This window comes from Paenibacillus pinistramenti (assembly GCF_005869875.1).
Classification (GTDB): domain Bacteria; phylum Bacillota; class Bacilli; order Paenibacillales; family Paenibacillaceae; genus Fontibacillus; species Fontibacillus pinistramenti.
This window is the reverse complement of the sequence record NZ_VAWG01000001.1, coordinates 572,966-592,021: the sequence shown is the minus strand read 5'-3', so window position 1 is coordinate 592,021 and position 19,056 is coordinate 572,966. Positions and strand designations below refer to the sequence as shown.

The window sequence follows — 19,056 nt, the reverse complement described above, 5'->3', positions numbered from 1 at the left end:
TCATTCGATAGATATGAAGGAAAGGAAGTTAATCACATGAAGCTGGGAATCATTGCTCCGGTTAAGGAAGAAAGCTTTGCCAAAGCCCGAAACAGAGGTTTAAGCTTTCTGGAGTTTTGCATTAACGAGGGAGACAGCGTCGAAGAATTTTGCGGGCAGCTGGAGAATATCGCAGAGTGGAAGGCGCAGTACGGTGTGGAGGTAGGTTCAATTGGCCGCTGGAAATCTCTTCGTATTAACGAGAAGGGGGAAATTCTGCAGGACGAACTGGAGCGGTGCTTCAAGCTGATTGATGCAGCGAGCGCGCTTGAATGCCCCAGCTTTGTCGCCGGCTGCAACTATGTAGAGGAATTGTCCTTCTACGAGAACTGCACGGCAGCCATCGCCTTTTTCAAAGAACTGCTGGACTATGCCAAACCCAAAAATGTTAAGGTTTCAGCGTATAACTGCCGGAAAGTCAATTTCGTCAATACCCCGGAAGTTTGGCGGATTATCCACGGTCATCTTCCAGAGCTGGGCATTAAATTTGATCCGTCGCATGCGCGCTTCTTCGGCGGGGATTATCTGCAGGAGGCGCTGGACTGGGGACACCGCTTCTATCATGTGCATTTGAAGGGCTCGCTGCTCGTCAACGGACTTAAGGTCGATGAACCGCCTGCCGGCATGGACCAGACCGACTGGCCGTCTTTCATTGCGACGCTGCGTGCGGCCGGTTATGACGCCGGATTAAGCATAGAACCGCGGAAATCGGCTCTTCCGGATGATCTTGCGGACAAAGGGATCGATTACTCGGCAGCTTATTTTAAGAAGCTTTTGCTTGAAGATTAAGCATAAACATGAAGAGGTGAACAGGATGACAGCGAAATTAAAGTACGCGCTGATCGGAGCAGGCGGCAACGCCGAGAAGAAGCATATTCACGGATATTTGGCCCTGGAGGATGTTGAAGCAGCCGCGATCTGCGACGTTGACCTGAGCAAAGCTTCCAGAATGGCTGAAAAATATAATGTCCCTAACGTATACAAAGACTACAAGGAAATGTTCGCCAAGGAGCGCCCGGATATCGTCAGCGTGGTGACGCCGAACTTCCTTCACGCCGAAATTACGGAATATGCCCTGTCTCATGGAGCGCATGTCCACTGTGAGAAACCGCTCAGCATCAGCAGCGCGGAAGCACGCCGCATTTTAGAGGTCCGGAACCGGACTGGAAAAAGAGTGATAATCGGCTTGAACAACCGTTTTACGAACGAAGCCGTCTTTCTGAAGAAATGGATCGATCAGGGCAGTCTCGGTGAAATTTACAGCGCTAAAGCGGGCTGGATCCGCCGCGCGGGCATTCCGGGCAGAGGCACCTGGTTTACCGATAAAGCCCGTTCCGGCGGCGGAGTAATGATCGATCTCGGGGCCCATTATTTGGATTTGGCTCTCTATCTCATGGGCAGCCCGAAGGCATCGTATGTGGCCGGAAGCACCTATCAGAATTTTGTCCATACGACGGCGCGGAACCGGAACGGGTACAAGGGAATTGAAGGCGGGACCTTTAACGTGGAGGATGCGGCGATCGGATATGTGGCACTGCAGGGCGGGGCCAGTCTGTCCTTTGATTTCAGCTGGGCCTCCAACATCGAAGAAGACCGCTTCTATGTGGAGCTGCTCGGAACAAAAGGCGGGGCCAGTCTGGTTAACGGCACCTTGAAGCTGTTCGGCGAAAGCTCTGATATTTGTCTGGATATTACTCCTAAGCTCAAGCTCAATCCAAACCTGCAGCTCAAGAATGAGTTCAGGCATTTTGTAGACTGCATTAAAGACGAGCGTCAGGAGCTGATTGCCCCGGCTGATGACGGCCTTTATTTTGCCGAAATTGTTGACGCCTTCTATGAAAGCGCTGCGTCAGGAGCGCCTGTCAGCGTCCAGAACGCACAGTCTCTGGTTCTTTCCAGATCCTAATTTATCCATCACGAACAGCGGCAGACCGGGAATTTTCAGGTTTGCCGCTATTTTTATGTCCATAATGATCACGCTTACAATAATATAATGTTCTGCTTGCCAAACCCAAAAAGGCGTGGTAAGGTAAGATCATAAGTTTACTACTAGTTAATGATTAAATATAAGTAATGATTTAACGGTAGTAAATAAACATGATTTTCTTATGGGAGGAATTCACATTGAATAAGAAAAAGTTAAGATTCGGATTTATCGGCTGCGGCGGTATTGCCAATCAGAAGCATTTTCCGGCGCTGGCCGCATTGAATGACGAAGTTGAACTGGTAGCCTTCTGCGACATTATCGAGGAGCGCGCGGCACAAGCAGCCAAGCAGTACGGGGTCGAAAATGCAAGCGTATACACAGATTACAAAGAGCTGCTTAAAGACGAATCGCTGGATGTTGTTCACGTACTGACACCAAACGTATCCCATTCCTATATTACTGTTGATGCGCTGGAAGCCGGCAAGCATGTCCTGTGTGAAAAGCCGATGGCCATCAATACCGAAGAAGCGCAAAAAATGCTGGATGCAGCCAAACGCACCGGTAAGAAGCTGACGATCGGCTACCAAAACCGCTGCCGTGTCGATTCGCTGGCGCTGCATGAAGCGTGCGAGAACGACGAGCTGGGGGATATTTATTTCGCCAAGGCGCATGCGGTGCGCCGCAAAGCGGTTCCGACATGGGGCGTATTCCCGGATAAATCGAAGCAGGGCGGCGGCCCGCTGATCGATATCGGTACGCATGCGCTGGATCTGACGCTGTGGAACATGAACAACTACAAGCCAAAGATGGTAGTCGGCTCCACTTATCAGAAGCTCAAGGACAATCCGATGGGCAATATGTTCGGGCCATGGGATCCGGAAACCTTTGAGGTAGAGGACTCCGCATTTGGTTTTATCAAAATGGAGAACGGCGCCACGATTTACCTCGAAGCGGCTTGGGCCCTCAACGTGCTGGACGGCAAGGAAGCCCAGGTTACGCTGTGCGGAACGAAAGCCGGCGCGGAAATGCGCGGCAAGGCTTTCCTGGACGAAGGTTATGTGGTATTCAATACCGCTCAGCACGGACAGCTGGTTGAGACAGCTCCTTCCGACGGCGGCGGAGTCGCTTACTTCAGCGGAGAAAGCCGCAGAGCCAATGACGTGGAAGCACGCATGTGGGTCGATGCTCTTCTGAACGACAAAGAGCCGCTGGTGAAGCCGGAGCAGGCACTGGTTGTTACCCAGATTCTCGAGGCGATCTACAAGTCGGCTGAAACCGGAGAACCGGTATTCTTTTAATCCAACAGCGAGGAAGGTGTAGCAGCTATGAAACTCGGAGTTTTTTCCGTACTCCTGCAGCAGCTGCCTCTGGAAGAGGCACTGGATGTTATCGTCTCCAAAGGTCTGGATGCGGTCGAGCTGGGAACCGGCGGCTTTCCCGGCAATCATCACTGCAATCCGGATGAGCTGCTGGCGGACGCCGGGAAGCTGAAAGCGTACAAGCACGCGTTTGAATCCAGAGGTTTGATGATCAGTGCGCTCAGCTGCCATGGCAACCCGCTGCATCCCCAGAAGGAGATCGCCCGGCAGTATCACGAGTCATTTATGAAGACCCTTGATCTGGCTGAACGACTGGAGGTTCCTGTTGTGGTCGGATTCTCGGGCTGCCCCGGCGATTCGGACGATGCCAAATACCCGAACTGGCCGGTAGCGCCTTGGCCTAATGAGTACGGCGAGCTGCTGAATTGGCAGTGGGAGAACAAAGTCATTCCTTATTGGAAGGAAACCGGGCGGGCTGCACGGGACAAAGGTTTAAAAATTGCGCTGGAGCTGCATGGAGGCTTCTCCGTCCATACGCCGGCCACTCTGCTGAAGCTTCGTGAAGCTGCAGGTGAAGTGATCGGGGCGAACCTGGATCCAAGCCACATGTGGTGGCAGGGAATTGATCCGGTCCAGGCAGTAAAAATTTTGGGAAGTGAAGGTGCCCTCCACTACTTCCATGCGAAAGACACAGCCATCGACCCTGTGAACGTGAACCGTTATGGAGTAACGGATATGCAGCCGTATACAGCACTGATGGACCGGGCTTGGAACTTCCGTTCCGTAGGCTTCGGACATGACACCAAGACCTGGGCGGACATCATCAGCACGCTCCGCCTAGTGGGCTATGACTATGTCGTCAGCATTGAACATGAAGACGGACTGATGTCGGTTAACGAGGGATTCTCAAAAGCAGTGGATACGCTGAAGCCCCTTTTGATCCGTGAACCGGCAGCAGAGATGTGGTGGGTTTAGAAGGAAATTTCACCAAGAGAGGAGGCTGGGCAATGGAGAACGGCCATCACCCTTTACTACGGGTTCTGCCTGAGCTTTCGTTACAAATCTCGATGCTTACCGAGAAGGACTCCGGCTCCATTGCCAGCCCGGACATTCAAATCCTGTTTGTACTGCAGGGGAGCCTGACGATCCATGATGAGAGGCAGCGGTTTACGCTCGGAGCAGATGACTTTATTCTCTTTCATCCGGGCGAGGAATACCGGCTGGAGTCCGCGGGGAAGATGCTGGCTGCCCGGTTTCAGCTGCCGCTGGATGTTTTGAAGCTGTTTGATGTCCCCGAAGGCTCCCGGTTTTCCTGCAGTTCCGCCGGCAGCAGACAAGAGGCGGATGAGGAGTTAAGAAGGATTTTTACAGAGATTCTGAGTCACCAAGTCAAACCCGGCAAATTCAAGCCGGTCATGCTGATCAAATCAACCTTTGAACTGCTGTACCTGCTGTTAAACCATTACCGGGTTGAGGAGCACAAGCCGGAATCTCCGCAGCATTCAAACAAGCCGAATCAAAGGCTCCTGGAGATCTGCGCTTACGTGCATGCGAATTTCAAACAGCCGCTGACTTTGAATGAAGTCGCCGAGCTGCATTATGTATCCGTGCCGTATCTCTCCAAGTCTTTCAAGAAGACGATGGGGATGACTTTTTCCGAATATCTGAACAAAATCCGTCTGGAGCATGCCCTCGCTTACCTGCTGTATACGGATCAGCCTATTACACGCATTGCGCTGGACAGCGGTTTTCCCAGCTTGGCTGCCTTTAACCGGGTGTTCAGAGAGACGTACCAGGTCAGCCCTTCCCAATACCGCAAGGCTGAGCAGGCATCCCCGCAGGACTCTATGCCGAATGCTGCCGGAACCCTCGGATCCATGGAAGAAGCATACGGACTGGAGGCCTTGCTGGACAGCCGGCTGCAGCAGGAACCTGCTGTTACCGTCATTCAGGTTCTGCCTGAATATGAGCCCCGGAAGCGGAGCTGGAAGGAGCTGATTAATATCGGCTATGCGCGGGATCTGCTGAATTCCGATTTGCAGGAGCAGCTGCCGCTGATCCATGGAGAGCTGGGCTTTTCCTACGCACGCATCTGGGGAATCTTCAGTGACGATATGCTGATCAAGGACCCGTCCGATCCGGATGCCGGTTATAACTTTAACAACGTGGATAAAGTCATTGATGCCTTGATCCGCAACCATCTTAAGCCCTATATCGACCTTGGGGACAAGCCAAAGCTAATCCAGAAGAATCTGAACCAGAAAATGGTCACGACTCCAGCCTTTTTGAAATCAAGAGGAGCGGAGGAGTGGAAACGTCTGATCCGTGCTTTCCTTATTCACTGCATCAATCGGTACGGCAGCGAAGAGGTGGAGAGCTGGTACTTTGAGTTATGGCATTCCAGCAAGCATGCCTTCCTTACCGAAGAGGCCGACCAGCTTGTCAACTGTATATACCGTCCGGAAGAGATGGAGCAGTGGTTTGACGAATATTTTGTCCGGTTCGAAATGACCTGGCGGGAAATGAAAGAGCTGCTGCCGGGTGCCCGGCTGGGAGGCTGCGGGCTCAGCATGGATCTGGAGGGACGTTACCTGCCGATGCTGCTGGACCGCTGGGGGAGAAGGGAGATCCAGCCGGACTTCCTGTCTGTCTACTTGTATCCGTATGAATTCACTCCAAGCAGCGGGGACGAAGCTCCCGTGTTCGCACATTCGCCGGATGAACAGTGGATGCTGCATACCCTTCAATCCATCCGGACGGCCTTGGCTGAGCATAACCTGGGGCACCTGCCGCTTCATGTTTCGGAATGGAGCTTCAGTGTCTCCAATCGGGATTTCCTGAACGACAGCCTCTTTAAGGCCTCCTATATTCTCAAGAATATGTCGGAGGTTTTAACCGAGAACTGCATGATGGGCTATTGGATTTATTCCGACATCTACAGCGAATTTACCGATTCCAAACGGCTGCTGTACGGGGGAGCTGGGCTCATCTCCAAGAACGGGATCAAGAAGCCCGCCTATCATGCCTTTGCTTTCCTGAACCGGATGGGCAGGCATATTGCCGGCAGAGGCCGTGACTTTCTGCTGACCAAGCGCAGCGGAGACCGCTATCAGCTGCTCAGCTTTCATTACCGGCATTTTGGGGAGCGGGTTGACGAGGTGGAGGAAATGGGAGCGTCCCGGCATCAGCCGGAGGCTGGCAGGTTCTCCAAACCCCAGACCCGCAAGTTTAGGGTAGAAGGCCTCAGAGACGGGATTTACCGTCTGAAGCGGACTATTTTAAGCAGCGAACGGGGAAGCATCCTCAAGGAATGGACAAGATTTGGCGCTGTCCACGATATACGACCTGACGAAATTCTGTTCCTGAAGCAGACCTGTGTTCCCTGCATCTCTGTCGAGCATGTGGAGGTTAGGGAAGGCTGGATTGAAATCACCAGTTCACTGCGCCCCCATGAAGGAAGTCTGATTGAACTGGAACTGCGCGTGGACGCTATTTAAAGCGATTAATGAAGAGAAGAGGGATGAATCATGTCCAATATTAAACGGTGCGTAAGCTTATATAGTTATCAGGATGAATATGCCCGGGGAAAAATGACGCTTGAAGACTGCATCAAAGAGCTGGCTTCTATCGGTGTGGAAGGCGTCGAAATCATCAGCGACCAGATGCTGTGGAATGCACCGGATGTGTCGGACGAGGACATTGCGAACTGGCACCGCATCATCCGTGAGAACGGCATCACTCCGGTCTGCAACGACATTTATATCAACACCGTGCTGTACAAGAACCGCCGGCTGACTCAGAAAGAGAACCTGGCCCTGCTCAAGAAAGAGCTGCACCTTGCCCATAAGCTCGGCATTCCGCTTGTGCGCCTTGTGTCCCTGACGCCTACGGACATTATTGAAGATGCTCTTCCGCTGGCCGAGGAGCTGAACGTGGTCATGGCTCTTGAAGTTCATGGCGGCATGGCGTTCGATAATCCGGAGACCAAGAAATTTACCGACCTGATGTTCAAGCTGAATTCTCCTTATGTAGGGCTGGTTGTAGATACGGGGATCTTCTGCCGCAAGCATCCGCGGGTATCCACGGCATTTTTCCTGAATCAGGGTCTTAACCCGGCCGTGGCCGAGTACATCGACAATGAATTTGCCAAGGGAAAAGATGTCGAAGCCATCAGCCATCAGCGCGTGCTTCCGGATGAACTGGAGAGCCAAATCCGGTCCTGGGTCGACCGGGAATATGTTCTGTTTGCAGGCGGCTACGAGAACCATGACTTCTCCGTGCTTGATCCGTATCTTCCGTTCATTAAGCACTTCCACGGGAAATTCTTTGAAATGACAGAGGAAGGCGTCGAATACTCCGTCCCTTATAAGGAGTTCATTGATTACCTGAAAGAGAAAGGATACAACGGCTATATCGCGAGTGAATATGAGGGTGGACGGTTTGCCCTTCCAGGCACCGAAATTGATGCGGTAACCCAGGTCAGAAAGCACCAGGAAATGCTTAAAAAATATATTTAAGTAACTATATTTAAGTAACTATATTTAAGAAACTATATTTAAGGAGCAGGAGGGGAAAATATGTTTGATAACTATGTATTGTCAGATAACAGTCTTAAAAATGTGAAGAAAGACGGTAAAACCGTCGGCTATGAGATGCGCACCAGAATCACCTACTATCGGGGAATTCCGTTGTCCATGGTTCACGATATCCTGGTAGAAGTGGACGACCAGCCTGTGCCGCGAGAGAACATCCGGTTCTCCCTGGACGGCGAGCTGTACTTCACGCTGGACGAAATGGCAACCGTCACTTTCTACAAGTGGGAATACGGCCAGGAGGGCATTATTTTTGTAGAGCAGGAGGGCGGGCTTTCCGAAGGAGAGCATAAAGTGAAGCTGACGCAGGTTACACGCGTGGCTTACATCCCGGTTCCTTTCTCAGGCACACAAACGAAGACCATGGCGGTATAATTTTATATTCATCCGAAGCCCCTGACTGCCGGATAGGCGGTTGTCAGGGGCTTTTTTTGTCAACACTCCTCCTTAAAATTCGCTGAATTCCGTTTTATTTCACAAATCGGGATGTATACTATCCTAGGAATATAAGCAGTCTGAAATGAACTAAAGCGAACAAAGACAAAGTTTTTCGGAGGTCAAGCATGAACTTATTCAAGAAGACATTAACAGTTGCACTCGTTGGAACGATGTCCCTGTCGCTGATCGCCTGTGACAGCAGCAGCTCCTCCAACACCGCAGCAGAGTCATCATCCGCTCCCAGCGCCAGCGCATCAGCAGCTGCAGATTTGCTGAGCAGCTACAAGCAGGACAATACCAGCCTGACTTTTGACAACAGCGCGTGGAACTATGACAAGGACAACAACGTTTACTGGCAGATTGGAGTGAAATACAGCTCTAAGCCCGAAACGACAGATTATGAAACGATGGCCATCTATGTTCCCGGCGAGTACATGACCGCTGCCGCTAACGGAGATGGAACCTACACATGCACCATCAACAAGGAAGGCAAAGTGAACGGCTACACCGCTGAAACGGCGCCGATTGTTTTCCCGGTCAATACGGCAGGTTACTCCGCTCAGAAAGCGGCGACAGAATACAGTTATAACGGCCTGTCAAGCTACATGAAAGCCGGATTTATATACGTGTATGCCGGCTTGCGCGGCAGGGACAACGGTTATGACGACAGCAATAACCTGACCTACAGCGGCGGCGCTCCATGGGGAGTTACGGATCTGAAGGCCGCGGTCCGGTATTACCGTTTTAACGAGGATATTCTACCAGGCAGCACCGATCATATTTACACATTCGGCCACAGCGGCGGCGGCGCACAGAGTGCCTTGATGGGGGCGAGCGGTGACAGCGAGCTGTACTACCAGTATCTTGAATCGATCGGCGCAGCCATGTACGATACGAGCGGCAGCTATATCAGCGATGCAATTGACGGCGCCATGGCGTGGTGTCCGATTACAAGCCTGGACTATGCCGATGAAGCCTATGAATGGAACATGGGACAATATGCGACCACAGGCACACGTGCGGACGATACCTGGACCTCTGCCTTGTCTGATGATTTAGCCGAGGCCTATGCGGCTTATCTGAACGAACTCGGTTTGAAGGATGAACAGGGAACCGTTCTTGCGCTGGAGAAATCGGATAACGGAATTTATACTTCCGGCACGTATTACGACTATCTCCTGTCCGTCATTGAAAGATCCCTGAATAACTTCCTTAGCGATACGACATTCCCGTACACGAAAACCTCCGGAGGTTCCATGGGCGACGGCGGATTTGCCGGCGGCGGTGCCCCTGGCGGGGAAATGCCTAGCGGAGAAGCTCCAAGCGGCGACCTCCCAAGCGGTGATGCTCCAAGCGGCGATATGCCAAGCGGTGAAGCGCCAAGCGGCGGTGCTCCGGGCGGGGCAGGCAGTTCTTCAGAAGCTGAGTCTACAACCTATCAAACGGCTCAGGATTATATCGATTCCCTGAATTCAGATGAGAAGTGGGTCGAGTATGATGCTGCTTCCAATACGGCCAAGATTACAAGCATTGAAGCTTTTGTAACCCATATGAAAAATGCCAGCAAAGACGTAGGAGCCTTCGATGATCTGAACCTCAAGCAGGCGGAGAACAACGTATTCGGCAACGACGAAAGCGACTCCCTGCATTTTGATTCTGTACTAGCTGATCTGCTGGAGAAGAATCAAGACAAGTATGCGGCGTTCAGCGACTGGGATTCTTCCTTTATCTCAGCCTATAAGACGGATCTGCAGGCTGTTGATAAGTTCGGCAGCACGATTCAATCCCGCATGGACATGTATAATCCCATGTACTACCTGACGGATTATTACGACGGCTACAAGACATCCAAGGTAGCCTCCCACTGGAGAATTCATACCGGAATTGAGCAGGGAGATACCGCTCTGACGGTTGAAACCAATCTGGCTCTCGCACTGAAAAATTACGACGGTGTCAAAGACGTAGACTTTGCAACCGTCTGGGGGCAAGGCCATACAACAGCTGAGCGTACTGGGAACAGCACCGATAATTTTATCGCCTGGGTGAACGAGTCCGTAAGTGAGTAAATGAGCAAGTGAGCCATTGAGCCATTGAGCCATTGAGCAGGCCGGACAGCCGGAATGCAGCGCAGAATTACCTGAATACAGGCACAGCAGAGCCCTTGAACAATGCCGATAAACCGGCGTTTTCAAGGGTTTTTTGCTGTTTTGTCATGATCAATTGGCTCACTGATGAAGGACGTTATCGAACAAAGCGGAAAGGTGCCGGAAACTGTCAAAATAATCGGCTGCAGATACCCATATTATGGTATAGTAAAAGCTAGCGAGTTAGGTCTATAGAACCAGTAAATCTCTTAGGACCTAATCATTATTCAGAAGAGGTGCGGTATGCACCGGCTGCTTAGAGAGAAATTTGGGGGGAAGCAAGGTGTATTGTCATCAGTGCGGGGCAAAGCATGCTCCGGAACAAAAATTTTGCGATAATTGCGGTGCAAGATTATTGACAGCGGAAATACAGCAGGCCGTTCTGGAGATAGCGGCGGGCACTGAGGCCATCCGGCAGCCAGATATTGTGCCTGTTGATCCGGCCGGGACGCTGATGCCGAAGCAGGAATCCGCATCTATAGGACGGCGCGGACGTGTCTTTCAATGGGTTATACCAGCTTTGCTTGCCGGAGCCATGGGTCTGGGGCTTGCTCTGTATAACCAGCACGAACAGTCCGTGAACCAGGAGGTTATGTCTTTACAGCAGCAGGCGAAGAAGGAGGCTTTGGCAGGGCACTATTCAGAGGCTGTCAAGCTGTTGCAGAAGGCTCAGGACAAACGGCCTCATTACGACGCGCTGACCCGGGATCAGGAGCTTGCCGCAAAGGCTGCTCAGCTTCAAACCCAGCTGGCCGGCGCTTCGGAACAGCTGAAGGCGCAGAAGCTGGATGAAGGGGAGAAGGCGCTGACGAAGATCTCGGATACGATCGGCGGGCGGGAAGAGCCGCTGTTTGCGCCGCTTCAGAAAGAGCTTGAATCGAATCAGGTTACCCTAACCGTACTTCGGGTCAAAAGCGAGCTGGACAAGCTGACTACAGTGGATGCGCTGGCCGACAAGCTGGATACCATCAGCGGGCTAAGCGGCAAGGAGGCAGCGGCCGTCAAGAGTCAGATCATCAGCAAGATTGTTGGACTCAGCTATTCTTCCGCAGAAGAGAAGCTGCGGAAGAAGGATTTTTCTGGAGCGCTGGAAGAGGTGGATAACGGGCTGTCCTATGACACTTCCAACAAGAAGCTGACGGCATACCGTACGCAGATTGAGCAGGCCAAGCAGGAGTTCGAGCAGGCTGAGGCGGAGCGGATACAGCTTGCCCAGCAGAAAGCGGCGGAAGAGGACCTGAACAATCGGACAGCAGCAGTGTCCGTCTCAAACGTTGAAGCTGTGCTGGACAACTACGGCGACCTTATGATCAGCGGAACGGCCGTCAACAGTGCGACTCGGCCGATTTATTCAATAAGCGTCAGCCTTGAGCTGTACAGCAGCTCTACGGGTGCGTATTTAGGCACGGTTTATGCCGACGTTTCGCCGTTCAGGCTTGAGCCGGGAGAATCGGGAAGCTTCTCGACCTGGTATTACGGGGTCTATGAACAGGCGACAGTCTCGGCAGTTAACGCATCCTGGTATTTGGAATAGGGGGCATGGACATGAGTAAAGGATTATGGATCAGCACGGCTGCCTCTTTGGTCATCCTCGGCTTGGGGGGCGGAGGATCGTATTTCATTCACCAGTCGGCGGAGAAGCAGCTGAACGGCCAGCCGCTGCTCGCGGTGCAGACTTCAGCGAAGACTGCCGAGACAGCTTTGAATACACAAACGAAAAAGACGCTTAAAGAAATTATCGAAGACAGCCAGAAACGCGTGGTCACCATTGAAAGCGGAGACGGGCTTGGGTCCGGCTTTTTGTATAATGACCAAGGCGACTTTCTAACTAACGCTCATGTTTTATCCGGATTTGACCAGGTGACAGTACGGACAGTGAATCATGAAGAATATAAAGGCAAGGTGATCGGCATCGGTACGGACACCGATATTGCTGTCGTCCGCGTGCCAGAGCTGAAGAAGCTTGATCCGCTGCCTGTTGCTGAGAATTATAAGGCTGAAATCGGAGATGAAATCCTTGCGCTCGGCAGTCCGCTGGGGCTGGAGAATACGGCAACGACCGGCATTATCAGCGGGCTTGGCCGGAGCTTCGATATTGATCCCTATACATACACTAATCTCTACCAGATCTCCGCACCGATTACCCATGGCAACAGCGGCGGTCCTCTTGTCAGTACAGAAACGGGGGAGGTGCTGGGCATCAATTCGGCAGCAGCTACCGAGGACTCCGGAATCGGCTTCAGCATCCCGATCACCAGCGTGCTGCAGCAGGCCAAGGAGTGGTCGAAGAATCCGATGACTGAGCTGCCATCGCTTAGCAGCGGGGCCGAATATGATACGGACAGCGGTGACGGGTATGGGGACGAACGGGATATTGTGGCGTATTTCTATCAGAGCCTGAGTGACGGCGACTATGTTACGGCTTATTCCCTGCTGGGCAGCGACTGGCAGAGCGGAATAAGCTACGAAGATTTCCGGGCCGGTTACTTGAATACCGGTTCGATCACGTTCGGCACCATGACGCTTGAGGAGCAGGGGGACGAAACTGCTGTCGGGGTGGACATTACTGCCGAAGAGCGGCGGGAGAACGGTACGGTGTATCAGGGTTACCGGATGAGCTACACGGTCGGTTATGAGAACGGGGAGCTGAAAATTCTCCACGGCAAAGGGGAGAAGATTGAATAAACGGAGCATCGGGCTTGAATGAAGGATATAAAATAATCCAATGTAAAATAAAGAAGCCGCAGCCTGCGGCTTCTTTATTTGTACTGCCTTCTATCTGCTTGCTGCCGCATCGTATATTCCCTCCAGCAGCAGGCCGAGGTATCCTGCTACCTCAACTTCAATTGATCCCCGATCTGACCGATGTGCAAGGAGAGCGCATCGCTTTCTTGTTCCCCGAGAATTTGGCCGTATAGGCTGTGCAGGGTATCCCAAGCTTTATTTACCTGATCAACCATTTCAATGCCCGATTCCGTTAAGTAAGTGAGTGCGCTTCTGCCCGAATGCTCGCTGCGCACCAGTTGTTTGCTTTCTAATTTGTCGACAAAGCGGGCAATGGTAGAGGGCGCCGTATGCAGCAGGTCTGAAAGCTCTTTCTGCGTAATGCCCGGATTCTCATTAACGGCCAATAGGATAAACCCGTAGGTTGGAGACAAGCCTGTAGGCTTGAAAGCTTCTTCTGCAATTTTATCCATAATCCGGTCCAGCTTCTTCACCGTGAAGAACAGGCATTCATTTAAAGCTTGATTTATCGGTTTACTCATGGTTTACCTCTTCTTTAAATTTTCTTTGAATTCATTTATGGTTTTGTAAGGTCTAAATAGTCATTATTCCCTCATTATACGGATGGTTTAGAGTCTATGTCCACTAACCGCCCAAGAAGATCGTCATTTGATGCTGCCTATTTCAAGCTGTCTATTCCATGTAATACCGGTCACCGTGTAAAAATTAATAGTTGCATGTACATGCAACAATAGTTTAATATAGTCACTGAAGGTCGTTGTGAAAATATGAAGCGAGAGAACATACAAAAGAGAGGACTAACGATGATGAATGAAATTATTTGGCCTGAAGGCTACCTGCCTGGCCTGACAGACAACTTTGCTTCCAATGAAATTATTGTGGCCGATTTAACTGCCGCTGAGGTCTGGGAGTATCTGAATAACACCTCAAAATGGGAATCCTACTACAGCAATGTCGCTGACATCCGTTTTCTTAATGGTTCGGGGCCGGAACTCCATCAAGGAGCCCGCTTCCGGTTCAATACTTTCGGGTTCCCGATTGAAGCGGAAGTGCTGGAGCATGAGCCTGCTGCTGACGGCAAGCCTGCGCGGCTGGCCTGGCACGGCTGGGAAGAGCATTCAACGGACGCGGATGCTCTGCATGTGCACCACGCCTGGCTGATTGAAGATCTGCCTGGAGGCCGGGTGCGCATTCTTACCCAAGAAACGCAAAACGGGAAAGATGCCAGAGAGATGGCCGCTGCTAAACCCAACCCGATGATTAACGGCCATCAAGACTGGATTGAAGGACTAGCCGGAGCCGCCAAACAGGCACGCGCCTGAACACTCTGATTCAGCTGTTAACTGATTAACAAATTACAGGAGAGATAACAAGCATGCAGACAATCGGATGGATTGGATTAGGCCACATGGGAGAACCAATGGCTATGAACCTGTTAGAAGCTGGACATAAGGTGCAGGTCCACAACCGGACTATTAGTAAAACAAACTCGCTGGTGGAAGCGGGAGCAGGCAGGCTGGATTCTCCGAAAGAACTGGCTGAACGATCGGATATCATTTTTCTAATGCTGTCTGATTCAAATGCTGTGCGTGAGGTTCTGCAGCAGGACAATGGCGTTCTGGAGGCCATAACAGAAGGAAAAATAATCGTAGACATGAGTACCCTTTCACCGGAGGATTCTCTATCTCTTGCCAAACAGGTCTCTGAACACGGCGGTACCTACATCGATGCTCCCGTATCAGGTTCGGTAGGCGCAGCGAGAACGAGCCAATTGGTCATCCTTGCAGGCGGAGAAACGAAGACAGTCGAGCTCTGCCAGCCGTATTTCGATGTGCTGGGCAAGAAGACGATCCATTTCGGTTCTACGGGAAAAGGCAGCTCAGCCAAGCTCGCTATCAATATGCTGCTGGGCATCATGGGACAAGGGATTGCGGAATCTCTTATCTTTGCAGAGAAATCCGGTTTGAATAAAGACAGCGTGCTGGAGATGATCTCCCAGTCCGGGATGAATTCACCTCTATTTCAAGGGAAGAAAGAGTTGTACCGCCATGAGGAATTCCCGGCAGCATTTATGCTGGAGCTGATGTCCAAAGATTTAGGCTTGGCCAAGGCGGAAGCAGGCCGTTTGGGAACAGTTCTGCCGCTTGCGGATACTGCAAATGCAACTTACCTGTCGGCCAAGGAGAACGGCAAAGGGAAGCTGGATATGGCGGCGGTTTATCTGGAACTGAAGAAGAATTAGGATGGAAGAAAAATGAGGATGGCAGCCAGGAAATTTAATCCTGTTGGAGCCATTACAATAAATTTGTACGCTTAAGAACAGCGGCCAGTCAGGGCAGGCTTTGCCTTGATTGCTGCTGTTTTATTTTTTTGCCTCAACCGGATATCATCCAAAAAAAGTGGAATTTTCCCCAATAGCTGGTTCCTTATGCCGGGCGGTTGTCGGCCCTATAATTATGTATGCGGTTACAAATTATAAGGGTTCAATAAAAAGGGGAGGCAAAGTATGAAACGAATGAAACGCGTTCTCGCCGGATTCTCAACCATGCTTGTGATGACAACGGTTCTCGCAGCATGCGGCGGGGGAAATTCCAATTCCACTTCCAATTCATCCAGCCCTAGCTCGAATGCTTCAAATTCTACAGCCAGTACGGCTGAAGCTTCAACTACATCGAAAGGTGAAAAGGTTACCATCAACCTCTGGAGCTTCACTGACGAAATTCCGAACATGACCAAGAAGTATATCGAGACGCATCCGGACGCAAATGTGGAGTTCAAAACAACGGTAATTGCAACGACCGACGGCGCTTATCAGCCGGCACTTGACCAGGCTCTGGCCTCCGGCGGCAAAGACGCTCCTGACATCTATGCAGCGGAGTCGGCATTTGTACTTAAATATACGCAGGGTGACGCATCTGATTATGCGGTCAACTACGCGGATCTGGGTCTTGACGACCAAATGGTGAAGGATGCAGGCATTGCCCAATACTCGGTGGATATCGGCAGCAAAGACGGCCAGTTGAAAGGCCTCGGCTATCAGGCGACAGGCGGTGCCTTTATCTATCGCCGCTCGATTGCCAAGGATGTATTTGGAACGGATGATCCGGCAGCGATCAAAAATGAGGTTGGACCCGGCTGGGATAAGTTCTTTGATGCAGCCGCGAAGCTGAAAGCTAAAGGATACGGCATCGTCTCCGGTGACGGCGATATCTGGCACCCGATTGAGAACAGCTCCGATAAAGGCTGGATCGTGGATGGCAAGCTTCATATCGATCCGAAACGCGAAGAGTTCCTTGATCTCTCCAAGAAGCTGAAAGACAACGGCTATCATAACGATACTACAGACTGGACGGAAGCCTGGTATGCGGATATGTCAGGTTCCGGCGCACAGCCGATCTTTGGTTTCTTCGGCCCGGCTTGGCTCATCAACTACGTGATGAACGGTCAGGTGAAGGACACGAACGGCGACTGGGCGGTTACCGAACCGCCGACAGGCTTCTTCTGGGGAGGCACCTGGCTGCTGGCTAACAAGAACGTTACCAAAGACGACGCCAAGAAGCAGGCTGTTGCTGACTTTGTGAAGTGGGTTACCCTGGATACCTCTGAAACTGGCCTTCAATACTACTGGGCTAACGGTACTATGAAGGAAGGCGAGCAGGGCACGAAGGACAGTGTAGCTTCTTCCGTGGTCATGTCCAAATCAAACGGCGAAGTACCTTTGCTCGGCGGGCAAAATATGTTTGACGTATTCGTTCCGGCTAACGCTAACGCTTCCGGTAAGAACCTGACTCAGTACGACGAAACGATTAACAAGCTCTGGCGCGACCAGGTTCGCGAATACACTGCCGGCAACAAGAGCCGTGAGGATGCGATCGCAACCTTCAAGCAGCAGGTCAAAGACCAGCTTGGCATCGAAAGCGAATAAGGAAAGAAGGAACAGAAGGGGCGGGCGAAATTTCCCGCCCCTTCAAATCCATAGATGAGGTGAGAGCATGCGCCGCAAGGGTGTCAACTATTCAAAGTACGGCTACATTTTTACCCTGCCATTTGTCCTTGCATTTCTGATTTTCTCGCTGTATCCCATTTTATACACTGCAGTCATTGGATTTACGGATATGAAAGGCTTAATTCCGAAACCGATCCACATCCTGGATAACCCTTTTCAAAATTTTAAGGATCTGCTGTTTGACAATCCTTCCTTCAGAAAGTCGCTGATCAATACCGGAATTCTCTGGATTGTGAACTTTATCCCTCAAATCGTCCTTGCCCTCCTGCTAACGGCCTGGTTCACAAACCGGCGTCTGAACATCAAAGGACAAGGCGTGTTTAAGGTTCTGCTCTATATGCCGAATATTATCACTGCGAGTACCATCGCGGTGCTTTTCAGTTCTTTGTTTGCCTATCCCATGGGGCCAATAAACAGCCTGTTTCAGCAGCTGGGATGGATTGATGCTCCGGTTTATTTTCTGCAGGATAAGACAACAGCCCGAGGCATCGTAGCGTTCATTCAGTTCTGGATGTGGTACGGCAACACGATGATCGTGCTTATCGCAGGCGTTATGGGCATCAACCCGGCTCTCTTTGAGTCTGCGGCGATTGACGGCGCGAACGGTTTTCAAATCTTTTTCAGAATTACGCTGCCAAGCCTGCGGACCATCCTGCTGTATACCCTGATTACTTCGATGATCGGCGGTTTGACCATGTTCGATATTCCGCAGCTGTTCCTGGCGGGCGGGCCGGACGATTCAACACTGACAACCTCCATGTTTATCTACGGTCAGGCGTTCAAGGGAAGTTATATGTATAACCGGGCCGCAGCAGCGAGCATGATCATGTTCGTTATCGCGGCGGTTCTGTCCGGGCTGCTGTTCTATCTGATGCGCGACCGTGGTGCGGCTAAGATGAGAAAGGCCCAGAAGGCTATTTTAAAAAGTGAAAAAGCTGCAGCAGCAGCTGCGCGGGAGGTGTAACGCATGGAAAAAGTTCAAAGAAGCGAAATCGCTGGACGGAGAATCAGCAAAACGATCATTTACATCGTCTGCATCCTGCTGTCGGTGCTCAGCATCCTTCCTTTCTGGATTATGTTTGTGAACGCCACGCGTTCTACACCGGAAATCCAAAGCGGTCTTTCGCTGCTGCCGTCGACTCACCTGATGAGCAACCTGCATGTGCTGCTGGATAAAAGCTTTGATCCGGTCCGCGGCTTCCTGAACTCCTTCATTATCTCGAGCTGCGCTACCATTTGTACGGTTTATTTCTCCTCTTTGACCGCTTACGGGCTGGTCGCCTATAACTGGAAAATGCGCCAGCCGTTCTTTACTTTCATCATGTGCGTCATGATGGTGCCTGCCCAGGCAAGCGCGATCGGGTTCTATCAATTCATGTATAAGCTGCATTGGACGAACAGCTTCCTGCCGCTGATTCTGCCGGCGATTGCCGCCCCGGCGGTGGTGTTCTTCATGCGCCAATACCTGCTTGCCACGCTGTCTATAGAGATTGTGGAGGCAGCGCGGGTAGACGGCTCCGGTGAGTTCAAAACCTTCAACCGGATAATCCTGCCGCTGATGATGCCGGCTATAGCGACACAAGCCATCTTTGCCTTTGTCGGCAACTGGAACAATCTGTTCATGCCGCTGATCCTGCTGACCCAGAAGGAAAAATATACGATGCCGGTCATGGTCAGCCTGCTTCGCGGTGACATCTACAAGACAGAGTTCGGCTCGATTTATTTGGGCCTCGCGCTGACGGCGCTGCCACTGTTCATCGTATACTTCCTGCTGTCCCGGTACATTATTGCGGGCGTGGCGCTGGGCGGCGTCAAGGAATAGCTGCAGCAAGTTTGGCTGTTTCAG

General features: G+C 51.5%; 16 protein-coding genes and 1 pseudogene. 16 read left to right on the top strand and 1 reads right to left on the bottom strand.

The genetic code is table 11. The features are described 5' to 3' along the window. The first annotated feature begins 36 nt into the window (after window positions 1-36). The 11 genes and pseudogenes from FCN15_RS02640 (at window position 37) to FCN15_RS02595 (ending at window position 13,144) form a co-directional block, all read left to right on the top strand. Window positions 37-828 (top strand): sugar phosphate isomerase/epimerase family protein, encoded by a 792-nt coding sequence (locus FCN15_RS02640; protein WP_138493364.1) that lies wholly within the window; start codon window positions 37-39, stop codon window positions 826-828. 25 nt (window positions 829-853) lie between these two features. Further along, entirely contained in the window at window positions 854-1,945 is a 1,092-nt protein-coding gene (locus FCN15_RS02635) for a Gfo/Idh/MocA family protein (protein WP_138493363.1), read from the top strand. Between the two features lie 218 nt (window positions 1,946-2,163). Beyond that, window positions 2,164-3,264, top strand: coding sequence for a Gfo/Idh/MocA family protein (locus FCN15_RS02630; RefSeq protein ID WP_238996470.1), 1,101 nt, complete (start codon window positions 2,164-2,166; stop codon window positions 3,262-3,264). 27 nt (window positions 3,265-3,291) lie between these two features. Next, window positions 3,292-4,260, top strand: a complete 969-nt coding sequence (locus tag FCN15_RS02625; RefSeq protein WP_138493361.1) for a sugar phosphate isomerase/epimerase family protein — start codon at window positions 3,292-3,294, stop codon at window positions 4,258-4,260. A 32-nt stretch (window positions 4,261-4,292) separates the two neighbouring features. Then, entirely contained in the window at window positions 4,293-6,782 is a 2,490-nt protein-coding gene (locus tag FCN15_RS02620) for a GH39 family glycosyl hydrolase (RefSeq protein WP_138493360.1), read from the top strand. Between the two features lie 30 nt (window positions 6,783-6,812). Continuing rightward, the gene (locus tag FCN15_RS02615) at window positions 6,813-7,802 is read left to right on the top strand and encodes a sugar phosphate isomerase/epimerase family protein (protein ID WP_138493359.1); all 990 of its coding nucleotides are present in this window, start codon (window positions 6,813-6,815) and stop codon (window positions 7,800-7,802) included. Window positions 7,803-7,862: 60 nt separating this feature from the next. Further along, window positions 7,863-8,252: a C-glycoside deglycosidase beta subunit domain-containing protein gene (locus tag FCN15_RS02610; RefSeq protein ID WP_138493358.1), complete on the top strand. Its 390-nt coding sequence runs from the start codon at window positions 7,863-7,865 to the stop codon at window positions 8,250-8,252. A gap of 188 nt (window positions 8,253-8,440) precedes the next feature. Continuing rightward, window positions 8,441-10,381, top strand: coding sequence for a subtype A tannase (locus tag FCN15_RS02605; protein WP_138493357.1), 1,941 nt, complete (start codon window positions 8,441-8,443; stop codon window positions 10,379-10,381). A gap of 361 nt (window positions 10,382-10,742) precedes the next feature. After that, a pseudogene (locus tag FCN15_RS19685) lies at window positions 10,743-10,808 on the top strand (zinc-ribbon domain-containing protein); the annotation flags it as partial. A gap of 6 nt (window positions 10,809-10,814) precedes the next feature. Continuing rightward, entirely contained in the window at window positions 10,815-11,993 is a 1,179-nt protein-coding gene (locus FCN15_RS02600; protein WP_238996469.1) for an FxLYD domain-containing protein, read from the top strand. Window positions 11,994-12,004: 11 nt separating this feature from the next. Then, window positions 12,005-13,144 (top strand): S1C family serine protease, encoded by a 1,140-nt coding sequence (locus tag FCN15_RS02595; RefSeq protein WP_138493355.1) that lies wholly within the window; start codon window positions 12,005-12,007, stop codon window positions 13,142-13,144. Between the two features lie 146 nt (window positions 13,145-13,290). Here FCN15_RS02595 and FCN15_RS02590 read toward each other — a convergent pair whose 3' ends face one another. Further along, the gene (locus FCN15_RS02590) at window positions 13,291-13,725 is read right to left on the bottom strand and encodes a MarR family winged helix-turn-helix transcriptional regulator (RefSeq protein WP_138493354.1); all 435 of its coding nucleotides are present in this window, start codon (window positions 13,723-13,725) and stop codon (window positions 13,291-13,293) included. Between the two features lie 282 nt (window positions 13,726-14,007). On the opposite strand from FCN15_RS02590, the gene FCN15_RS02585 reads away from it, so the two are divergent. The 5 genes from FCN15_RS02585 to FCN15_RS02565 all read left to right on the top strand — a co-directional run bounded on the left by FCN15_RS02585 (window position 14,008) and on the right by FCN15_RS02565 (window position 19,032). Beyond that, window positions 14,008-14,526 (top strand): SRPBCC family protein, encoded by a 519-nt coding sequence (locus tag FCN15_RS02585; RefSeq protein WP_203232066.1) that lies wholly within the window; start codon window positions 14,008-14,010, stop codon window positions 14,524-14,526. Window positions 14,527-14,579: 53 nt separating this feature from the next. Beyond that, on the top strand, window positions 14,580-15,446 hold the full coding sequence (locus tag FCN15_RS02580) for an NAD(P)-dependent oxidoreductase (protein ID WP_138493353.1): 867 nt from the start codon (window positions 14,580-14,582) through the stop codon (window positions 15,444-15,446). Between the two features lie 264 nt (window positions 15,447-15,710). Next, window positions 15,711-17,129 (top strand): ABC transporter substrate-binding protein, encoded by a 1,419-nt coding sequence (locus FCN15_RS02575; protein WP_138493352.1) that lies wholly within the window; start codon window positions 15,711-15,713, stop codon window positions 17,127-17,129. A 67-nt stretch (window positions 17,130-17,196) separates the two neighbouring features. After that, a complete protein-coding gene (locus FCN15_RS02570) occupies window positions 17,197-18,174 on the top strand; it encodes a carbohydrate ABC transporter permease (RefSeq protein ID WP_138493351.1) in 978 nt (325 codons plus the stop codon). Between the two features lie 3 nt (window positions 18,175-18,177). After that, window positions 18,178-19,032 (top strand): carbohydrate ABC transporter permease, encoded by an 855-nt coding sequence (locus FCN15_RS02565; protein WP_138493350.1) that lies wholly within the window; start codon window positions 18,178-18,180, stop codon window positions 19,030-19,032. Window positions 19,033-19,056 lie beyond the last annotated feature (24 nt).